Source organism: Rhodococcus sp. NPDC003382, assembly GCF_053589135.1.
On sequence record NZ_JBSFRH010000009.1, the window covers coordinates 80278 to 98480 of the forward strand.

At 67.2% G+C, this 18203-nt stretch carries 14 protein-coding genes; 12 read left to right on the forward strand and 2 right to left on the reverse strand.

Annotated features, from left to right (window positions below; translation table 11 throughout):
- Positions 1 to 48 precede the first annotated feature (48 nt).
- Together ACWDUD_RS09000 and ACWDUD_RS09005 are read right to left on the reverse strand one after the other, a co-directional pair.
- Positions 49 to 612: a DinB family protein gene (locus ACWDUD_RS09000; protein ID WP_248675102.1), complete on the reverse strand. Its 564-nt coding sequence runs from the start codon at positions 610 to 612 to the stop codon at positions 49 to 51.
- Between the two features lie 72 nt (positions 613 to 684).
- Positions 685 to 1284, reverse strand: a complete 600-nt coding sequence (locus ACWDUD_RS09005) for a TetR/AcrR family transcriptional regulator (protein WP_450109101.1) — start codon at positions 1282 to 1284, stop codon at positions 685 to 687.
- 72 nt (positions 1285 to 1356) lie between these two features.
- Between ACWDUD_RS09005 and ACWDUD_RS09010 the strand changes: the two genes are divergently transcribed.
- The 12 genes from ACWDUD_RS09010 to ACWDUD_RS09065 all read left to right on the forward strand — a co-directional run bounded on the left by ACWDUD_RS09010 (position 1357) and on the right by ACWDUD_RS09065 (position 18156).
- Positions 1357 to 2541, forward strand: a complete 1185-nt coding sequence (locus ACWDUD_RS09010; protein WP_450109102.1) for an aromatic ring-hydroxylating oxygenase subunit alpha — start codon at positions 1357 to 1359, stop codon at positions 2539 to 2541.
- 11 nt (positions 2542 to 2552) lie between these two features.
- Positions 2553 to 3320 carry an enoyl-CoA hydratase/isomerase family protein gene (locus ACWDUD_RS09015; protein WP_450109103.1) on the forward strand — a complete coding sequence of 256 codons (768 nt, stop codon included), beginning with the start codon at positions 2553 to 2555 and terminating at the stop codon, positions 3318 to 3320.
- A gap of 10 nt (positions 3321 to 3330) precedes the next feature.
- The gene (locus ACWDUD_RS09020; RefSeq protein ID WP_450109104.1) at positions 3331 to 3993 is read left to right on the forward strand and encodes a PaaI family thioesterase; all 663 of its coding nucleotides are present in this window, start codon (positions 3331 to 3333) and stop codon (positions 3991 to 3993) included.
- Positions 3990 to 5219, forward strand: coding sequence for a CaiB/BaiF CoA transferase family protein (locus ACWDUD_RS09025; protein ID WP_248675097.1), 1230 nt, complete (start codon positions 3990 to 3992; stop codon positions 5217 to 5219). Before ACWDUD_RS09020 ends, ACWDUD_RS09025 begins: the two co-directional genes overlap by 4 nt.
- Before the next feature lie 209 nt (positions 5220 to 5428).
- Positions 5429 to 6994 (forward strand): class I adenylate-forming enzyme family protein, encoded by a 1566-nt coding sequence (locus tag ACWDUD_RS09030; RefSeq protein WP_450109105.1) that lies wholly within the window; start codon positions 5429 to 5431, stop codon positions 6992 to 6994.
- Between the two features lie 30 nt (positions 6995 to 7024).
- The gene (locus tag ACWDUD_RS09035; protein ID WP_420750306.1) at positions 7025 to 8401 is read left to right on the forward strand and encodes an MFS transporter; all 1377 of its coding nucleotides are present in this window, start codon (positions 7025 to 7027) and stop codon (positions 8399 to 8401) included.
- A 193-nt stretch (positions 8402 to 8594) separates the two neighbouring features.
- Positions 8595 to 10718, forward strand: a complete 2124-nt coding sequence (locus ACWDUD_RS09040) for a molybdopterin-containing oxidoreductase family protein (RefSeq protein WP_197251418.1) — start codon at positions 8595 to 8597, stop codon at positions 10716 to 10718.
- A complete protein-coding gene (locus ACWDUD_RS09045; protein ID WP_450109106.1) occupies positions 10708 to 12936 on the forward strand; it encodes a molybdopterin-dependent oxidoreductase in 2229 nt (742 codons plus the stop codon). Before ACWDUD_RS09040 ends, ACWDUD_RS09045 begins: the two co-directional genes overlap by 11 nt.
- Positions 12933 to 14165: a 3-hydroxyacyl-CoA dehydrogenase NAD-binding domain-containing protein gene (locus ACWDUD_RS09050; protein ID WP_450109107.1), complete on the forward strand. Its 1233-nt coding sequence runs from the start codon at positions 12933 to 12935 to the stop codon at positions 14163 to 14165. The genes ACWDUD_RS09045 and ACWDUD_RS09050 overlap by 4 nt, the downstream gene beginning before the upstream one ends.
- On the forward strand, positions 14162 to 15781 hold the full coding sequence (locus ACWDUD_RS09055) for an FAD-dependent oxidoreductase (RefSeq protein ID WP_450109108.1): 1620 nt from the start codon (positions 14162 to 14164) through the stop codon (positions 15779 to 15781). The genes ACWDUD_RS09050 and ACWDUD_RS09055 overlap by 4 nt, the downstream gene beginning before the upstream one ends.
- 103 nt (positions 15782 to 15884) lie before the next feature.
- Positions 15885 to 17408, forward strand: a complete 1524-nt coding sequence (locus tag ACWDUD_RS09060; protein WP_450109109.1) for a class I adenylate-forming enzyme family protein — start codon at positions 15885 to 15887, stop codon at positions 17406 to 17408.
- A gap of 7 nt (positions 17409 to 17415) precedes the next feature.
- Positions 17416 to 18156 carry an SDR family oxidoreductase gene (locus ACWDUD_RS09065; RefSeq protein ID WP_450109110.1) on the forward strand — a complete coding sequence of 247 codons (741 nt, stop codon included), beginning with the start codon at positions 17416 to 17418 and terminating at the stop codon, positions 18154 to 18156.
- The last annotated feature ends 47 nt before the right edge of the window (positions 18157 to 18203 follow it).

Sequence of the window (18203 nt, forward strand, 5' to 3'; positions counted from 1 at the left end):
CTCGAGTCGTGGATCGGACCGAGCCCACATGGTCACTCTGACCCCGGCTCAGGAGCGATGCGTGTGCGTATGCAGGTCGCGCAGCAGCGAGACTTCCGACAAGTGGTGGATCAGCTCGCGGTGGATGTGAAGCACCAGATCCGCCCTCGTCAGCTCCGGATACGGTTCCTTGTCGCCAACGGGGACCAGTAACCCGTCGTTGCCGAGATCCCGGACGCCGGCGAGCCACACGTCGAGCTGCGTTTCGAGCTGGTCGAGCGCGGTGGCGGCGTCGCCGGCGTACTCCCACGATTCGTACGACGCCGGTGCGGCACCGAAGTGCGCCGCGTTGCGGACGGCGAGCACCCCGACGATGACGTGGCCGAGCCGCCACGCGATCGTCGTGAACGGTGCCGGCACGGGCTCGGGGAAGGCGAAGTCGATGGTGAAGTCACCCGATCCCGCCTGAATCTGCGCCGTCGACGTGCCCCGCGGTCGCACGCTCCACGCATCGGGTACCGGGGACCAGAAGTACTCGTCGTCGGTGAGGCCATCGAGCCTGGCTCGGATCTGATGGTTCCAGTGGAATTCCCACTGCTCACGCAGCGAGTGGTTCAGGTCGAATGCGTTCATGAATCCCACTGTCCCGCATATTGCAGGACCTCCGTGCGGGATCGGCGACCCGGCGTTGTCGGTGATCCAGTGTCAGTGCCCTGGTGCCACCAGGGCGGGAACCACGAACATGCGGAGCTTGTCCCGCAGCCGGTCCAGCGAGCCGGCATCGGCGCCCAGGGCGCTGATGTAGTTCATCTCGAGCTCGGACAGCCATTCGCACAGCAGGTCCAGGTCGATGTCCGTGCGCAACTCGCCGGATTCCTGTGCCTCGGTGAGGATCGGCTCCCACAGCTCGCGGGTCAGCTCGACGGCCCTGCCGGACGTCGCGAGCAGCGTGATGGCGAGCGTGGCCTCGGCGGGAGACACGAGCAGGTGGATCATCGGATCCCGAATGCCTCGCCGGATGTTGGCGCAGAGGCCCTCCACGATCCGTTCGCCGAAGGTCGGGTACTCCCGGATGCGAGCTCGCCACGGCTCCATGTTCATGCGTGCGCGGCGGACGATCGAGGCCATGATGAGCGCTTCGCGGTCCGAGAAGTATCGGTAGAGCGTCGCCCGGGAGATGTTCGCTGCTCGGGCCACATCGGCCATGGTCGTCTTCGTGATACCGAACCGCTCGAAGCACGATTCGGCAGCGACGAGGATCGCCGCGGTGACGTCCACGGTCTCTGCATCGGTCTTCTGTGCCACGCATGAACAATACCGCCGAGTAGTCTCACTGAGACACTAGACGCCTGATGTCTCATGTGCCATCCTGAGGGCATGCAGCGTGAAGACAAGATCGAACTCACTCGGCGCTTGATCGCGCACAAGGACAACAACACCACCGACTACGCGGACGACCTGTTGCATGTGCCCTTCTCCGTGTTCAACGACCCCGAGCTGGCAAGCCTCGAACGCGACGTCGTGCGTCGGTTTCCGCACATCGTGGCGCACGTCGACGAGCTGAAGCAGCCGGGCGACTTCATCACCACCGACCTCATCGGCACGCCGTTGCTGGTGGTCAGGCAGTCCGATGGCTCCGTCAAGGCGTTCTCCAACGTGTGCCGGCACCGCGGAGCCAAGGTCGAGTTCGACGACTCGGGATGCAAGCGCATCTTCAGCTGCCCCTATCACAAGTGGGCGTACGGCCGAGACGGTTCGCTGCGCGGCCTGCCGCACGCCGAGGGCTTCGAGGGGATGGATCGCTCGCAATACGGTCTGGTGGAGTTTCCGTGCGAGGTGCGGCACGGTCTCGTCTGGGTCGTGCCGACGGTCGGGGCCGACCTGGACATCGCCCAGGTACTCGGAGACAAGCACGACGCCGAGGTCGCGGATACCGGTATCGGGGACTCGTTCCAGGTCCGCAAGGAGACCTGGAAGCTCGACATGAACTGGAAGATCGCGGTGGACGGGGTGCAGGACTCGTACCACCTGTGCCAGTTGCACACCAAGACGGTGTGCAACTACCTCGAGGGCAACATCACCGCGTTCGATCTCGTCGACCGTTCGTGGCGAATCGTGGTGGCGCGCAGGTCGATTACCGACGTACGTGATGCCGATCCGGATTCGTTCGATGTGCGCGACTACTCGCTCGCCAACTACACGATCTATCCCGGCACGATGCTCGTCACCGAGCCGAATCACTTCGAGATCTGGACGATCGTCCCCGACGTGGACGATCCCAACGTGTCGTACTGCACGATCCGGCTGCTCTCGCCGTCCGAGCCCGCCACTCCTCGTGAAAAGCGGGTCCTGGAGAAGAACTGGGAACTCCTCATGGAGACGCTCCACGCGGAGGACTGGTTCGTGACCAAGACCATCACCGACAATGTCTCGCACGGGCAGGTGGACGAACTGGTCTACGGGCGGAACGAACTTCCGGGACAGGTGTTCCACAAGATGATCATGAGCGATGCCGCCGCGATGGCGGAGGAGCGCCGGAAGAACGCCGGCGCCAAGGCATGACCCCGAGCGGCATGACCACGAGCGAACTACTCGAGTCGTCGCCCGGGCCGGGCGTGCTGCAGCTGACGCTGAATCGTCCGGAGGCGCACAACGCGATCTCCCTGTCGATGCAACGAGCACTCGATGCGGCGCTCACGCGGGCCGCAGCCGACGACACCGTCCGGGTCGTCGTGATCGCGGGGGCGGGGGATCGTGCCTTCTCTGCGGGGTACGACCTGAAGGAACTCGCCGTGCTGTCGTCGGAGGAGAACCTGGAGGCGATGCTCGAGCGCGAGGAATTGCTGTGGCGATACCTCGAATTTCCCAAACCCACGATCGCTGCAGTTCAGGGCATATCGTACGGCGGGGGAACCCTACTCGCGGCGTGCTCCGACCTGCGGGTCGGAGGCGCGTCGACGCGGTTCACGGTGACCGCCGCCAAGTACGGTGGCGCGAATCTGACGTGGATTCTCGACACGTTGATCGGAGCGGGGCAGACGCGAGATCTCCTCATGACGTCGCGCGCGGTCGCCGGCGACGAGGCCTACCGCATCGGCCTGCTCACTCGTTACGCGGGGGACGGCGACGTGCTCGAGGCCGCGTTGGAGGCGGCAGCGCAGATAGCGGCGCAACCGCCCGAGGCGATCAGGGAGATCAAATCGCTCCTGCTCGCCGGACACGGACGCGATCTGCGCAGTCGCTACGACCGCGAGAACACGGTCGCGCGCACCACCTTGCGGCCGCGCGCCGTCGGCGACATGTTCACGGAATTCTTCGGTGCCCGTGAGGAAACCGTGTGAGAGGGACATCATGGACGTTCTGAACCGTGCGAGCGCATCGATAGATATCTGGGATCCGAACTGGGATGATCCGTTCACCCCGACGGCCGAGGCCGACGACGAGTTCGCCGAACTGGTTGCCGCAGTGCGTGCGGTGCAGGAGGCTTTCACGCGATCGCGTCCCGACCCCGCGACGGCATCGGCAATGGCGGGAAAACTCCGTTCCATAGCAACGGAATTGGAGGAACACGAGGTCGGCGAGGACGACCAGATCCCGGGCCATCGATGGGATCTGGCCGGACGAGGCCAGGCCCTTGCGCCCCCGTTGCATCTCGACGAGGTGACGGAAACGACCGCTCGGGGACGGGTCACGGTCGGCCGCTTCCATTCCGGCCGCTACGCGATGAACGGCGGTGTCACGCCGCTGATCTTCGACGAGATCATGGCTCGGCTCGCGAACGGTTTCGGGCGTCCGTGGGCTCGCACGGCTTATCTCCATGTGGACTTCCGGGCGCCTGCTCCGCTCCACGTCGAACTGCGGGTGGAGGCGGAATTCGTGCGACAGGACGGTCGCAAGCGGTTCATGCGCGGAGCCATGTACCACGGCGACACACTGGTCGCAGAGGCCGAAGGCCTGTGGGTCGAGTTGAAACCCGAACAGACACTGAATATTTCCGAAAGAGGCACGGAATGAGCGGATACTCCCTCCTCGAGGGAATGCGCATCCTCGAGGTCGCGCAACTGGCACCTTCGTCGGTCGGCGGTCACCTCGCCGATCTGGGAGCCGAAGTCATCAAGATCGAGTCGGGGCCGCTGGGAGATCCGGTGCGGGTGGGCGGCAGCCGCGCGATCGGTGACGAGGACGGACCCTCGTTCATGCATCTGCGGTGGAACCGCGGGAAGAAGAGCGTGGCGCTCGATCTGCGCACCGACGAGGGAAAACGCACATTCCTGGAACTCGCCCGCACGTGCGATGCCGTCGTCGAAGGTATGCGCGGCGGCTACCTGGATTGGCTCGGCGTCGGATACGACCGACTGCGACAGGTGAATCCGAGGATCGTCTTCTGCACGGTGTCGGGCATGGGGTCGGACGGCCCGTACAGCCAACTCGGCACCGGCGGGCCGGTGTTCGACGCCTATGCGGGGCTCCGTGAGGTTCGCACGCCCGAGGAGCCGCCGATCGACGGGATCGCCGGTGGGACAACGCCACCGATGGCGATGTACGCGCTCGGTGCGTACGGCGCGATGGGCCTGCTGGCCGCGGTACACCGGGCGGGCCGCACCGGGGAGGGCTGCCGGCTCGAGGTGGCGGGAATCGACGTCGCCGCAGCGTGGATGCCCGATCTGATCGATGCCGAACTCAACAAGGACCGGTCGATCCCGCGTCCCACCTGGCTGCCGGACGGGCGCCTGCCCGACTGGCCGCGTCTCGAGGCGTACCGGACGAAGGACGGCGAAGCCATGCTGTTCGGTTCGCACGTCGAGAAGTTCTGGCGCAACTTCTGTCTCGCGGTGGACCGCCCGGATCTGCTGGAGATAGATCTCGTGAGTACCGATGCCGAGGCGTCGGCGCGCGCTGATCACGTGTACCGGGAGCTTCGGGAGATCTTCCTGCAGCGCACGCGCGACGAATGGCTCGCGCTGTTCCTCGAGCACGAGATCGCAGGTGGGCCAGTCAATTCGGTCAGCGACATGATCGCCGATCCGCACTTCGCCAGCCGTTCCAACACCTACCGCGTCGAGTACGAGGGCGTGGGTGAACTCGAATTCGTTGCGAGCCCGATCCGGGTGTCTGGGGAGGAATTCGCGCCGGCACTGCCTCCGAAGTTCGGCGCGGACACCGACGAGGTGCTCGCCGGCCTGTCGTGCCACGACGGTTCCGGCGATCCGTCCGGCAGGAGCGCGGCCGCTCGCGGTTAGGTGAGAAAATGCCCGGCAGATTCGGTTGTACCGTTTACCTACGCATGTTAGATTCGTCCCGTCCCCGGTGACCGCGCTCACACTCTCGGTGAGTGTGCATCCCGCGCCCGGGGATCTTGGACGGGTGGACAGGCTCGGCAGGAGCCGCACATTTCGACAGTCGTGAGCGAGAGCGGGCTACGCCGCCACGGCCGGCACGAGGAGACAGAATGAATCTGGCCGATCTGGTTCGATACTGGGGCAAGACTCGTCCCACCCAGCAAGCGATCGTCTTCGGGGACACTTCCCAGACCTGGGCCGAGGTGGATGCGGTCACCGACTCGCTTGCGCGGGGGCTCGCAGCCCGTGGCGTGCGCAAGGGCGATCGTGTCGCCGTGATGATGCTCAACCGTCCCGAGCTGGCACACGTCGTCCTGGCCACGCTCAAGCTCGGAGCGATCAGCGTCCCGCTCAACTTCCGGTTGGTCGGCAAGGAGTTGGCGCCGATGATCGTCGACTCGGCCCCTCGGGTCGTGATCGTCGAGAACGAGCTGGCGCCCCTGCTCGAAGTCGCGGCATCCGAAACGGATTTCGAGATCTTCGCGATCGGCGGAACCGATCATCGGCAGTACACCGAGCTGCTCGAACCCGGTGAGGCTCCCAGCGTGGAGATTCACCCCTCGGATCCGGCGTTCATCTGTTACACGTCGGGCACGACCGGGGTCCAGAAGGGCGCGCTCATCACGCACCGCAGTGCGCTCGCCCCGGGCATCGCCCAGGTGCTCAGTCACGGCATCTCCGGTCGTGACCGCGTCATGTGTTCGGCTCCGCTGGTCTACACCGGCTCCGTGTTGTCCATCTTCGCGCAACTCGTGGTGCTGCCCGGATCCACCATGGTGCTGCTCCGCGAGTTCGACCCGGCCATCGCCCTCGACACGTTCGAGCGCGAACAGATCACCGCGACCACCACCGTCCCGGTCATCTGGGAGCGCATGACGCAGCTGCCCGACTTCGGCAGGCGCAAGCTCGCGAAGTTCACGTTCGCCGGCGCGGGCGGCGCACCGATCAGCCTGGACCTGCTCGACTTCTACCAGAGCCGTGGCGTTCCGATGACGCAGGCATACGGACTGACCGAAGCATCCGGCATGGCATCGACGCTGAACTACGAGGATGCTCGAACCCGTCCGGGATTTGCCGGGCTGGCCCTGGCCGGAACGCAGCTGCGCATCGCGGGCGAGAACGGTGGATTCGCCGAGCCGCACCAGGTGGGCGAGATCCTGGTGCGCGGTGAGCACGTCATGCGGGAGTACTGGAACAAGCCGGAGGCCACGGCGGCGACGCTCGTCGACGGCTGGCTGCACACCGGCGACCTCGGCCTGCAGGACGAGGAGGGCTTCCTCAAGGTGGTCGATCGCAGCAAGGACATGCTCATCTCCGGCGGCCTGAACGTGTACCCGGCCGAGATCGAGAAGGTGCTACACGGCATCGAGGGGTTGGTCGATCTCGCCGTGATCGGCGTCAAGGACGACCGGTGGGGTGAGGTTCCCATGGTCGTCTTCCACAGCGAACGTCCGGCGGAGGAGATCGTCCGCGACATCACCTCGGTGTCGAGCGGCAACCTCGCCAAGTTCAAGCGACCGGTGCACGCGGTGGCCCTCGACGAGCCGCTGCCCCGCACCTTCTCCGGCAAGCTGGCGAAAGCTGTTCTGCGGGAGCGATTCCAGACGCCGCCGGTCGACGCCATCCCGGTGCCCAAGGATGTATCCACCGCGGACGCTGCCACGTCCCGGTCCTGAGCTCCATCCCTTCTCCGAGAGGACACGCACGTGAGCGGTACTCGCGATGTGGACATCACCGCGCTCATCGACCGTTCGTCTCTGTCGTCCCTGCAGAAGCGTGTGCTGGCGCTGTGCCTGGGTCTCGCGATCCTGGACGGCATCGACGCGCAACTCATCGGGTTCGTCATTCCGGCGATCTCCAAGGACTGGGACATCGCACCGGCATCGTTCGGCTTCGCGCTCGCGCTGAGCACAGGCGCGATGGTGGTGGGCAGTCTGTTGTTCGGCCCGCTGGCCGACCGCTACGGTCGGCGCAAGATCATCATTGCGTGCACCGTCATCTTCGCGGTGTTCACGCTGGCCACTGCGGTGGTGACCTCGATGCCGGCGCTGATCGTGCTGCGGGTGATCGCGGGCCTCGGGCTCGGTGGAGTGACACCGAATCTTGTTGCCATGGTGAGTGAATACAGCCCTGCACGGATCCGCGCGACGATGGTGACGGTGACGATCGCGGGCATGTCGCTGGGTGGGTTCATCGGTGGCTTCGGCGCTGCATTCCTCATCCCCAGGTTCGGTTGGCAGTCGCTGTTCGTCCTCGGTGGTGTGCTGCCGTTGATCCTGGTGGTCGCGGCCCTGCGATGGCTGCCGGAATCCGTGAAGTTCCTGGTGGCCCGCGGGCGCCACGAGGAGGCCGTGCAGATCGTCGGCGAGATCGCACCCGAGGCGCGTATCGACGCCGCGACCCGGTTCATCCAGGACGCGGCGGTCGCGACGAAGTCGCCGGTGGGCGCCCTGTTCCGCTCCGGCCGCGCGGCCGACACGGTCCTGCTGTGGGGCGTGTTCGTCATCAACTTCCTGGTCATCTACTTCCTGCTCAGCTGGATGCCGACCCTGTTCGGGGAGGGCGGCCGGAGTGCATCGACCGCCCTCGTGGCGGCGTCGCTGTTCAATCTCGGTGGGATGACCGGTGCGCTGACGTTCGGGCGGATCACCGACCGGATCGGCAACGGATTCGTCGTCGTGATGGCCGGCTATACCCTCGGCGCCGTGTTCACCGCAGCGGTCGCATTGCTGCTCGGCAGCGGATGGCTTCTCCTGGTGGCGGTCTTCTTCGTCGGGTTCGGCATGTCGGGAAGTTCGGCAGGCATCATCGCGATCGCGGCAACGGTGTATCCCGTCGCGGTCCGCGCAACGGGTGTCGGCTGGGCGATGGGCATCGGACGAGTCGGTTCGATCGCGGGGCCGGCGATCGGTGCGCTGCTCATCGCGGCCGGGTTGGATGCCAAGAGCATCTTCCTGCTCACGATCGTGCCGACGCTGCTGGCTGTGGTGACGCTCGGCGTCCTGGCGCTCCGAAGTCGGCGACCAGGGCGTGACGACAGCGTCGCGGCGGCCGCAACTCCAAGCTTGGTCGAAGCCGAATAGAACTGGACCACAAGGCCGTTCACCGACACCACGTTGTCGGTGAACGGCCTTGTGCTGTGTCGACGACGACGTTGCCCGCCCGACACCTTTTGCAGTGTTTAACTACAGATGTTAGATTAAGCCCGATGTGTGGTGGTGGTCACGTCTTTGCAGGGCGATTGTCTCTGCCCGAAAACCGCGGAGGGAGCAACCGGTGCCGGTGAAGTTGTCCTATTGCCGTCTGTGCCCCGCGTCGTGCGGGGTGCGTGTGGAGGTCGACGGCGACCGCATCGTCGGCATCGTCGGCGACGGCCTGCACCCGCTGTCCGGCGGCTACTCGTGCCCGAAGGGCCGTCGGGGCGGCGATTTCCTCCAGGGCCCGGACCGGCTCACCACATCGATGCGCCGAACCCGCAACGGCGACTACGAGCCCGTTCCGGTGGATACCGCGATCGCGGAGATCGCCGAGCGGATCGCCGCAATCACCGGTGAGCACGGCCCGGACTCGCTCGGTCTCTTCATGGGCACCCAGCAGAACTTCGCAGCGCTGACCGGACCGATGGCGCGAGCGTGGTTCCGCACCACCGGATCTCGCAAACTCTTCTCGACCATGACGATCGACCAGTCCGCCAAGTGGGTCGTGCAGGCGCGGATGGGGGAGTACCTCGGTGGAAGACAGCGCTTCGACACGGCGGACGTGTGGCTGCTCGCGGGCACGAACCCGATGGTCTCCCTCAACGGAGGCGACGGCGACGGCGCGATCACCCGCAACCCGTCGGTCTCGATCCGCGACGCGCGGGCCCGCGGACTGAAGCTCATCGTCGTCGATCCGCGACGCACCGAGACCGCAGTTCGCGCCGATCTGCACCTGCAGCTGCGGCCCGGGACGGATGCCGCGCTGTTCGCCGGATTGCTGCACGTGATCCTGTCCGAAGGCCGCCACGACCGGGAGTTCTGCGACCGCTTCGCGGACGGCCTCGACGCCCTCGCCGCCGCGGTCGCGCCGGCCACCCCCGAGCGCACCGAGGAAGCAACGGGTGTTCCCGCCGTCGACGTGATCCGGGCAGCCAGGCTGTTCGCAGCGGGACCCCGGGGCATGGCGACGACGGGCACCGGGGTGTGCATGGGCCCCCATTCCAACCTCGCCGAGCATCTCGTGGCGTGCCTGAACGTCGTCTGTGGCCGGTACCTGCGCGAAGGCGAGGCGACGCCCAACCACAACGTGCTCGCGCGGGACGTCCCGGCGCGGGCCGAGGCTCGTTCTGCAGCTCGTACCTGGGAGTCGGGATTCCGCAGCCGCATCGGCGGCATCGGAACGATGAACGGGGAACTGCCGTCCGGGATTCTCGCGGACGAGATCCTCGAGCCCGGCCCCGACCGGGTGCGGGCCCTGGTGGTTTCGGGAGGCAATCCCGCACGGGCACTGCCGGACCGGGTGAAAGCCGAACAGGCACTGCGTGCGCTGGACCTGCTGGTGTGTGTCGACACCCGCATGTCGGATACCGCGCAGCTCGCCGACTACGTGATCGCGCCGACCATGGCGTACGAGCGTCCCGACCACACGCTGCTGATGGAGTTCTTCTTCGCGCGGCCCTTCGCGCAGTACACCCCGCGGATCGTGGAGCCGCCGGAAGGCGTGATCGAGGACTGGGAGTTCTACTTCCGCCTCGCCGCCGCGTCCGGTCGGTCGATCAAATTCGCCGGGCGCGTGCTGGATCCGGCTGCACCGCCGACCTCGGAGGAACTGCTCGCGATGTTCGCCGAGCGCGGGCGCATTCCCGTGGCCGAGTTGAAGAAAGCGCCACGTGGCATGCTTGCGCCTCCCGACGACAAGGTGGTGGGCCCGCCATCCGAAGACGCAGCCGGACATCGCCTTTCGCTGTGCCCGGACGACGTCGCCGGGGAAATCGCCGCTGCACTCGGCGAATCGATCCGGATCAACGAGTTTCCGATGCGCCTGACGGTGCGGCGAATGCGGGAGTTGATGAACTCGCTGGGCCGGGAGATCGGCGGGTTACCACGCCACGGGTACAACCCCGCAGGCGTGAATCCGGAGGACATGCAGCGACTGGGCATCGAACACGGCGACATCGTCCGGATCCGCTCGGCCCACGGACGGATCCGGGCCGTCGCGCACACCGACCCGAGCGTCGGCCCGGGCACGGTGTCGATGACCCATTGTTGGGGTGGTTCCGACACCGAGGCGGACCCTCGGGTCGCCGGGAGCAACGTGAACGACCTGACCGGCTACGACCGGGTCCAGACCATCAACGCAATGCCCAGACTGACCGCAGTACCCGTGACCATCGAACGTGAGGTGTGTGCAAGTGCTCGCTGACAAGACCGTCGGGGTGCGCATCTGCCCGTTGTGCGAAGCCACGTGCGGATTGCTGTTCGAACTGGACGGACGCACCGTGACGTCGGTGACGTCCAACCCCGACGACGTGTTCAGCGCCGGACACAGTTGCGCCAAGGGACTGGGCCTCGCGCGGCTGGAGAACGACCCCGACGTCATCCGCACGCCCCTGATCCGCGACGGGGACGGCTTCCGCGAGGCGACGTGGGACGAAGCCTTCGCCGAGATCGGCCGACGACTGCCTCCGATCATCGCGGCGGACCCGAACAGCTGTGCCGTGTACTCGGGCAACCCTGCCGCCCACCACCTCGACCCGTCGCTGTACGCGCACCCGCTGATCGCTGCCATCGGCACCCGCAACGTCTACTCGCCCGCGAGCATCGACACCCTGCCGAAGAACTACGCGAACATGCTGCTCTACGGAACCGGACTGGGGATGCCGGTCCCCGACATCGACCACACGTCCTACCTGTTGATCCTCGGTTCGAATCCGCTTGTATCGAACGGAAGTACGATCACAGCGCCCGGCATCGGCAAGCGGCTCGACGCCTTGCGTGCGCGCGGCGGCACGCTGGTGGTGGTCGATCCGGCACGCACCCGCACGGCGGAGATCGCCGACCGCCACCTTGCCATCCGGCCCGGAACCGACGCCTTCTTCCTGCTCGCGCTCGTGTCGGTGATCGCCGCGGAAGGTCTCGCCGCTCCCGGCCGCCTGAGCGAATACACCGACGGCATCGGCGACGTTCTCCGTCTCGCCGAGCCCTTCACCCCCGAAGCGGTCGCGGGAATCTGCGGACTCGACGCCGACGAGATCCGCCGGGTCGCCCGCGAGTTCGCGGCTGCGGACGCCGCCGTTGCGCATTCCCGAATGGGTTCGTGCACACAGGAGTTCGGCAGTATCGCGAACTGGATGATCGAAGTTCTCAACGTCGTGACGGGCAATCTCGATCGGCCGGGCGGAGCGATGTTCCCGGTCCCGCCCGCCGGCGGACCCACCACGTGGCCCGCAAACCCGAAGGCACCACGTGTCTTCGATCGATGGCGATCGCGAGTGCGCGGCATGCCGGAGGCGATGGGGGAGATTCCCGCGGTGTGTTTCGCCGAGGAGATCCTCACCCCCGGGCCGGGACAGGTGCGCGGCCTGATCACGATCTCCGGCAACCCGGCCCGGTCGCTCCCGAACAGCCGAGCCGTCGAGGCTGCGCTGGCCGATCTCGACTTCATGGTGTGCATCGACGGCTATCTCAACGAGACGACCCGGCACGCCGATGTCATCCTGCCGCCCCCGCCGCTGACCACCCGCGGACACCACGACCTCGCGATCACTCACTTCCAGGTGCGCAACGTGGCCCGCTATTCGGCGCCTCTGCTCGAGCCCGGCCCGGGACAGATGCCCGAATGGCAGATTCTGTTGCGGCTCACGGCAATCGTGAGGGGTGAACCCGACCGCCCGATCGCCGAGCTCGACGAGGAGGTCGCCGCCACCGCGATCCGACGCGCCGCGAGACTCGCCGGCCGCGATCTCGACGACGTGGTCCGGGCCACCGGCGATCGCACCGGCCCCGAACGGCTGCTCGATCTGCGGCTGCGCAGCGGCCCGTACGGTGACCGGTTCGGTGCCGGGCCCGGCGGCCTGACCCTCGAGCTGCTCGAACGCAACCCCAACGGCATCGACTACGGGCCGTTGGAACCGCGAGTGCCGGAGGTGCTGCGGACCCCGAACGGCCGGATCGATCTCGCGCCCATCGAGTTGGTGGCCGACCTGTCCCGTCTGCGCGACGCACTTGAGCAACCCGTTCCCGACCTGGTCCTCATCAACCGGCGGCAACGGCGCGGCATGAACTCCTGGCTGCACAATGCGCTGCCGCAACCGGATTCGGGGCAGTGCGCCCTGTTCATGAGCCCGGTCGACGCGGCGGCGCGCGACCTCGTCGACGGCGATACGGTGCGCGTCACGTCGAAGACCGCGTCGATCGTCGCGGAACTGCACGTCACCGACTCGATGCGGCAGGGCGTGGTCAGCCTCCCGCACGGGTGGGGACACGACGGTGCGGGGCTGCGCACCACCCGCTCGGCCGCGGCGCCCGGCGCCAACGTCAACGCCCTGGTCGACGACATGGTGGTCGAGCCGTTGACGGGTACCCCGATCTTCAACGGATTCGCCGTCGACGTCGCCCGCATCGAGAGCGTGCCGGCATGACCGCGGAGCCGGGGACCCTGGCGGGCACCACGATCGGAGTCGTCGGGGCGGGGATGATCGGGGCCGCCCTCGCCTACACGTGCGCGAGGGCGGGAGCCGACGTGGTCCTGTTCGCGCGGACGCACGACGGCGCACGCAGGGGCAAGTCGTACGCCACGCGACGGGAAGAACGTGCCCTCCGTGCGGGCACGACGAGCGAAGCCGTGTCGCAGGCACTGCTCGACCGCATCCGGCCCACCGCACGTACCGAGGATCTGGCGCAGGCGGCGCTCGTCGTCGAAGCGGTCGCCGAGAACGTCGCGGTCAAACAGCAGGTCCTGCGGGCGGTCGAATCGGTCACCGCGCCGGACGCCGTGCTCGCTTCGACGACCTCGACCTTGCCGATCACCACCATCGGGTCGGCGCTGGCGCGCCCGGAGCGTTTCGTGGGAATGCACTTCTTCTCCCCGGTCGACCGGATGGCGCTGGTGGAAACCGTGGTCGGCGCGCGCACCGCCGAGAGCACCCTCGCCAGTGCGCTGGCCTATGCGCGGCTGCTGGGGAAGACACCCATCATGGTGCGCGACAGCCGGGGATTCTTCACCAGCCGGGTGATGGAACTCTACCTCGACGAGGCGATGATCGCGGTCGGGGAAGGAATCGATCCGGGCGTCGTCGAACGCGCGGCAACCGACGCCGGATACCCGGTTCCACCGCTGCAGCTGCTCGACGAGATCTCGCTGACGCTCAACCGGGACGTGCAGCGCGAGAACCGAATTGCAGTCGAGGACGCGGGCGGCACATGGCACGGCACCCGTGCGGACCGGGTCCGGGCACGCATGATCGACGACCACGACCGTGGCGGCAGATCGGTGGGCCGCGGGTTCTACGACTACGACGCCGACGGCGCGCGCATCGGGTTGTGGCCCGGCCTTCGCGAGTCGTTCGGTCCGGTGAAGCAGATCCCGATCGACGACATGCGCGACCGGTTGCTCTTCGTCGAGGTGGTCGAAGCGTTGCGGTGTCTCGCCGAGGGTGTCGTCGCTTCCGCCGCCGACGCGGACAGCGGTTCGGTGCTCGGCATCGGGTTTCCCGCACACACGGGCGGGGTCGTCTCGTTCGCCCGCGCCTACCCAGGGGGCATCGACGGGTTCACGGCCCGCGCGCACGAACTCGCCGATCGCTACGGCGACCGTTTCCTCCCGCCCGAGCCGGGTCCGCAATTCAACGAACAACCGGAGTGGCCATGACATACGTAGTGACCCAATCCTGCTGCAACGACGCGACGTGTGTCGCGGTGTGCCCGGTGAACTGCATCCACCCGACCCCCGACGAAGCGCAGTACGCCCGCACCGAGATGCTCTACATCGACCCCGATGCCTGCATCGACTGCGGCGCCTGTGCCGACGTGTGCCCGGTGGACGCGATCGTTCCCGACGGTGACCTCACCGCCGAGACCGAGATCTACCGGGAACTCAATGCCGCGTACTTCGCGGACAACCCGACCGCGTCCGGCCCCCGAGAGGTACCGGCGGAACCCGTCACCGCAACCGACCGGCCGGGTGCGCTGCGGGTGGCGATCGTGGGGTCCGGACCCTCGGCCTTCTACGCGGCCGAGGAGCTGCTGAAACGGCGCGACGTCGACGTCGAGGTGTCCATGTTCGAACGGCTCCCCGTCGCCGGCGGGCTCGTCCGCTACGGGGTGGCCCCGGACCACCAGACGACGAAGGCGGTCGAGCGGGTGTTCGCCCGTACCGCAGGACGCACCGGGTTCCGCGCCTTCTTCGGGGTGGAGATCGGCCGCGACATCGGCGTCGACGAATTGCTCGACCATCACCACGCGGTGATCCACGCGAGCGGAGCGTCCGACGACCGGAAGCTCGGAATTCCGGGCGAGGACCTGCCGGGCAGTGTGGCCGCACGGGAATTCGTCGCCTGGTACAACGGGCATCCCGACCACGCAGACCGCACGTTCGACCTGTCGGGACGCCGGGCCGTCGTGGTCGGCAACGGCAACGTCGCGCTGGACGTGGCGCGCATCCTGGCACGCGACCCCGAACGCCTCGTGCCGGGCGACATCGCCGAGCACGCGCTGGAAGCGTTGCGGCACAGTGCGATCGAGGAAGTGGTCGTGCTCGGTCGCCGCGGTCCCGAGCACGCGGCGTTCACGACCCCCGAGCTGCTCGCTCTGGGGTCGCTGCCGGAGGTCGACGTCACCGTGCACGGGGGGTACGAGGCACCCGAGGGCGCCTCGGTCAAGCTTCGGACGATCGCGGACTATGCGCGACGGGTTCCCGGCCGGGACCGCCGGCGGATCACGCTGCGATTCAATGGAGCGCCGGTCGAGGTTCTCGGCGGCGACCACGTCGAGGGCATCCGGATCGCGCCGTACGGACGGGAGGGGACCGACGCCGACCTCGAGGCCTCGCTGGTGGTGCGTGCCGTGGGCTACCGTGGCCGCCCGCTTCCGGGTCTTCCGTTCGACGACGAGCGCGGGACGGTACCCAACGTCGCCGGTCGGGTGATCGATCCGGCCGGCGACCGTCCGGTGCCGGGCCTGTACGTCGCCGGCTGGATCAAACGGGGTCCGACGGGGGTCATCGGCACCAACCGGTACTGCGCCGCCGAAACGGTCGAGGCTGTGGTCGCCGATCACTCGCGTGCGCTGCTTCCTCGGCCGAACCGTGCACGTGACGAGCTGGCCTCACTGGTCGAGAGCCGGTGCCCGACGGCCATCGAAGTCGACGGCTGGAAGCGCATCGACCGGCACGAACGCGTCGAGGGGCGACGCCTCGGCCGTGCCAGGCAGAAGCTGGTCGACGTCGAGTCGATGCTCTCGGTGGCAGGCGGTCCGGGCGGTAGGTGAGACTTGCCCCAATAAACAACAAACATTAGATTTAACGCGCGGATGTGACCTACATCTCACCGGGTCGGGTCCCGCGATCGACGCATACATCTTGGAGGTTTGCATGAGCGGCACCGTGGTAGATGCTTTGACCTACTGGGCTCGGTCGAAGCCGGATCTGGCGGCGATCGACTTCGACGGCGACGTCGTCACCTACGCGGAATTGTCCACCTGGGCGGACGGGGTCGCGCACGACCTCGCGTCCCGCGGCGTGGTCCCCGGCGATCGGGTGAGTTTCCTCGGCGTCAACAGCCTCGAGTGGGCCGTGGCGTCGCTCGGCGCGATGAAGGTCGGTGCCATCTCCGTGGGGTTCAACCAGCGCATGCTGGCAGGTGAACTCACCACCCTCGTGGAGGACTGCGAGCCCACCGTCGTCTACTGCGACGAAGCGTTGCTGCCCCGCCTCGAAGAGGTGCAGCAGGCGCGCAACACGTTCTCGATCGCGTTGTTCGAGAAGGATGTTCGTCCGTTGCGTGGGGGTGCATACGAGCGGTACCGCACGCCGGTCGTCGATCTCGATACCCCCACCGCCATCGTGTTCACCAGCGGCACCACCGGACGACCCAAGGGCGTGATCTTCACCCACGCCACGATCGCCGGCGAGATGCACGAGTGGTCGCTCATGGAACCCATCCAGCCCAACGGCCTGCGGCCGCTGCTGGTGCTGCCGCTCTTCACCGCTGCCGGGATCATCTGGGGCATTTCGCGCGTCGTCCTGCAGGGCGGAACCCTGTTCCTTCAGCCCGGATTCGATCCGGCGAAGGCGCTGAAGGTGTTGTCCGAGGACAAGGCCAACACCCTCACCGGGCCGCCCATCCTGTTCGAGCAGATCGCGAAGGTGCCCGGATTCGCCGAGGCCGACCTGAGTCACATGATCACCGCGCACGTCGGTGGCGCCCGCGTCCCGGTCGACCTGCTCGGCAAGTGGCAGGAGCAGGGAGTGGCGCTGCGGCAGATCTACGGTCAGACCGAGATCGGCGGTTCGGCGACGGCGATGCCCCGAGAGGAGGCTGCCGAGCATCCCGACAAGTGCGGCTGGGGCGGGATCTTCACGAAGATCCGGGTCGTCGACGCCGAAGGAAACGACCTCCCGCCCAACGAAACCGGGCAGATCCTGCTGCGCGGGCCGGGCATGATGCCGGGGTACTGGCGCAACGAGGAGGCCACCCGCGCCGCCCTCGTCGACGGCTGGCTCCAGACCGGCGACCTCGGCAAGCTCGACGAGAACGGCTACCTCACGTACGTCGATCGTCTCAAGGACATGATCATCTCCGGTGGCCTGAACATCTCGCCCGCCGAGATCGAGTCCGTCATCAACCAGATCCCCGGCGTCGAAGAGGTCGCCGTGATCAGCGTTCCCGACGCCAAGTTCGGTGAGACGCCGGCCGCGCTGGTCAGGGCCACCACGGAGATGAAGGAATCCGAGGTCGTGGACTTCTGCAACGACCGGCTGGCCGACTACAAGGTGCCGCGCTACGTCGTGTTCCTGGACGAACCGCTGCCCCGGATGGCCAGCGGGAAGATCGCCAAGCGAGAGCTGCGCGATACCTTCGCGGACGTGCCCGACAACTACGAGAAGGTCCGGTGATCGAGTAGTGGACTCGCAGAGAGTTGCCGTCGTCACCGGCGGCGGTCGCGGTATCGGTGCTGCCGTCTCGCGACGCCTCGCCGCCGACGGATTCGCCGTCGCGGTCAACTATTCGCGCAGTGCGCGCGACGCCGAGGACGTCGTCGCGAAGATCGTCGCGGACGGCGGACGGGCCGTGGCGATACAGGCGGACATCTCCAAGGCTGCCGACGCCGAACGGCTCATCGCCGACGCGACCGCGCAGTTGGGTGCACCGACCGTCCTCGTCAACAACGCGGGGATGAACAAGGCCGGTGCAGCCCGGAAGCAGAGCCCCGAGGAATTCGACGAGGTCGTCTCGGTGAATCTCAACGGGGCGTTCTACTGCACGCACTTCGCGCTCCCGGCCATGTATGAAGCGGGCTGGGGCCGAGTGGTTTTCGTCAACAGTCCGTCGGGTGGTCGTCGCCCCGCGCCCGGCATGAGCGCCTATTCCGCGGCGAAGGCCGGCCTCGTGGGCATGGCCAAGACGATGGCCCAGGAGGTGGCGCGGCGTGGCATCACGGTCAACTGTGTGATGCCCGGGTTCGTTGCAACCGACATCGTCTCGTCGGGAGGCGAAGCGGGTGTGGAAGCACTGACGAAGCACTGGCCGTCGATCCCGCCCGAGTCGATCGCCTCGACCGTGTCGTTCCTGGTGAGCGACGACGCCGCCGACGTCTCCGGCGAGGAGATCGGGGTGTGGCGGGGCGGCCCGGTAGGAGTCTGAAACTCGATCTGAAGCTCGAACCTACTGCGACCCATGCCGATTCGATC

Coding starts and splice junctions, on each gene's coding strand:
- ACWDUD_RS09000 (WP_248675102.1), bottom strand. CDS start 612: ATGAACGCATTCGACCTGAACCACTCGCTGCGTGAGCAGTGGGAATTC.
- ACWDUD_RS09010 (WP_450109102.1), top strand. CDS start 1,357: ATGCAGCGTGAAGACAAGATCGAACTCACTCGGCGCTTGATCGCGCAC.
- ACWDUD_RS09015 (WP_450109103.1), top strand. CDS start 2,553: ATGACCACGAGCGAACTACTCGAGTCGTCGCCCGGGCCGGGCGTGCTG.
- ACWDUD_RS09020 (WP_450109104.1), top strand. CDS start 3,331: ATGGACGTTCTGAACCGTGCGAGCGCATCGATAGATATCTGGGATCCG.
- ACWDUD_RS09025 (WP_248675097.1), top strand. CDS start 3,990: ATGAGCGGATACTCCCTCCTCGAGGGAATGCGCATCCTCGAGGTCGCG.
- ACWDUD_RS09030 (WP_450109105.1), top strand. CDS start 5,429: ATGAATCTGGCCGATCTGGTTCGATACTGGGGCAAGACTCGTCCCACC.
- ACWDUD_RS09050 (WP_450109107.1), top strand. CDS start 12,933: ATGACCGCGGAGCCGGGGACCCTGGCGGGCACCACGATCGGAGTCGTC.
- ACWDUD_RS09055 (WP_450109108.1), top strand. CDS start 14,162: ATGACATACGTAGTGACCCAATCCTGCTGCAACGACGCGACGTGTGTC.
- ACWDUD_RS09060 (WP_450109109.1), top strand. CDS start 15,885: ATGAGCGGCACCGTGGTAGATGCTTTGACCTACTGGGCTCGGTCGAAG.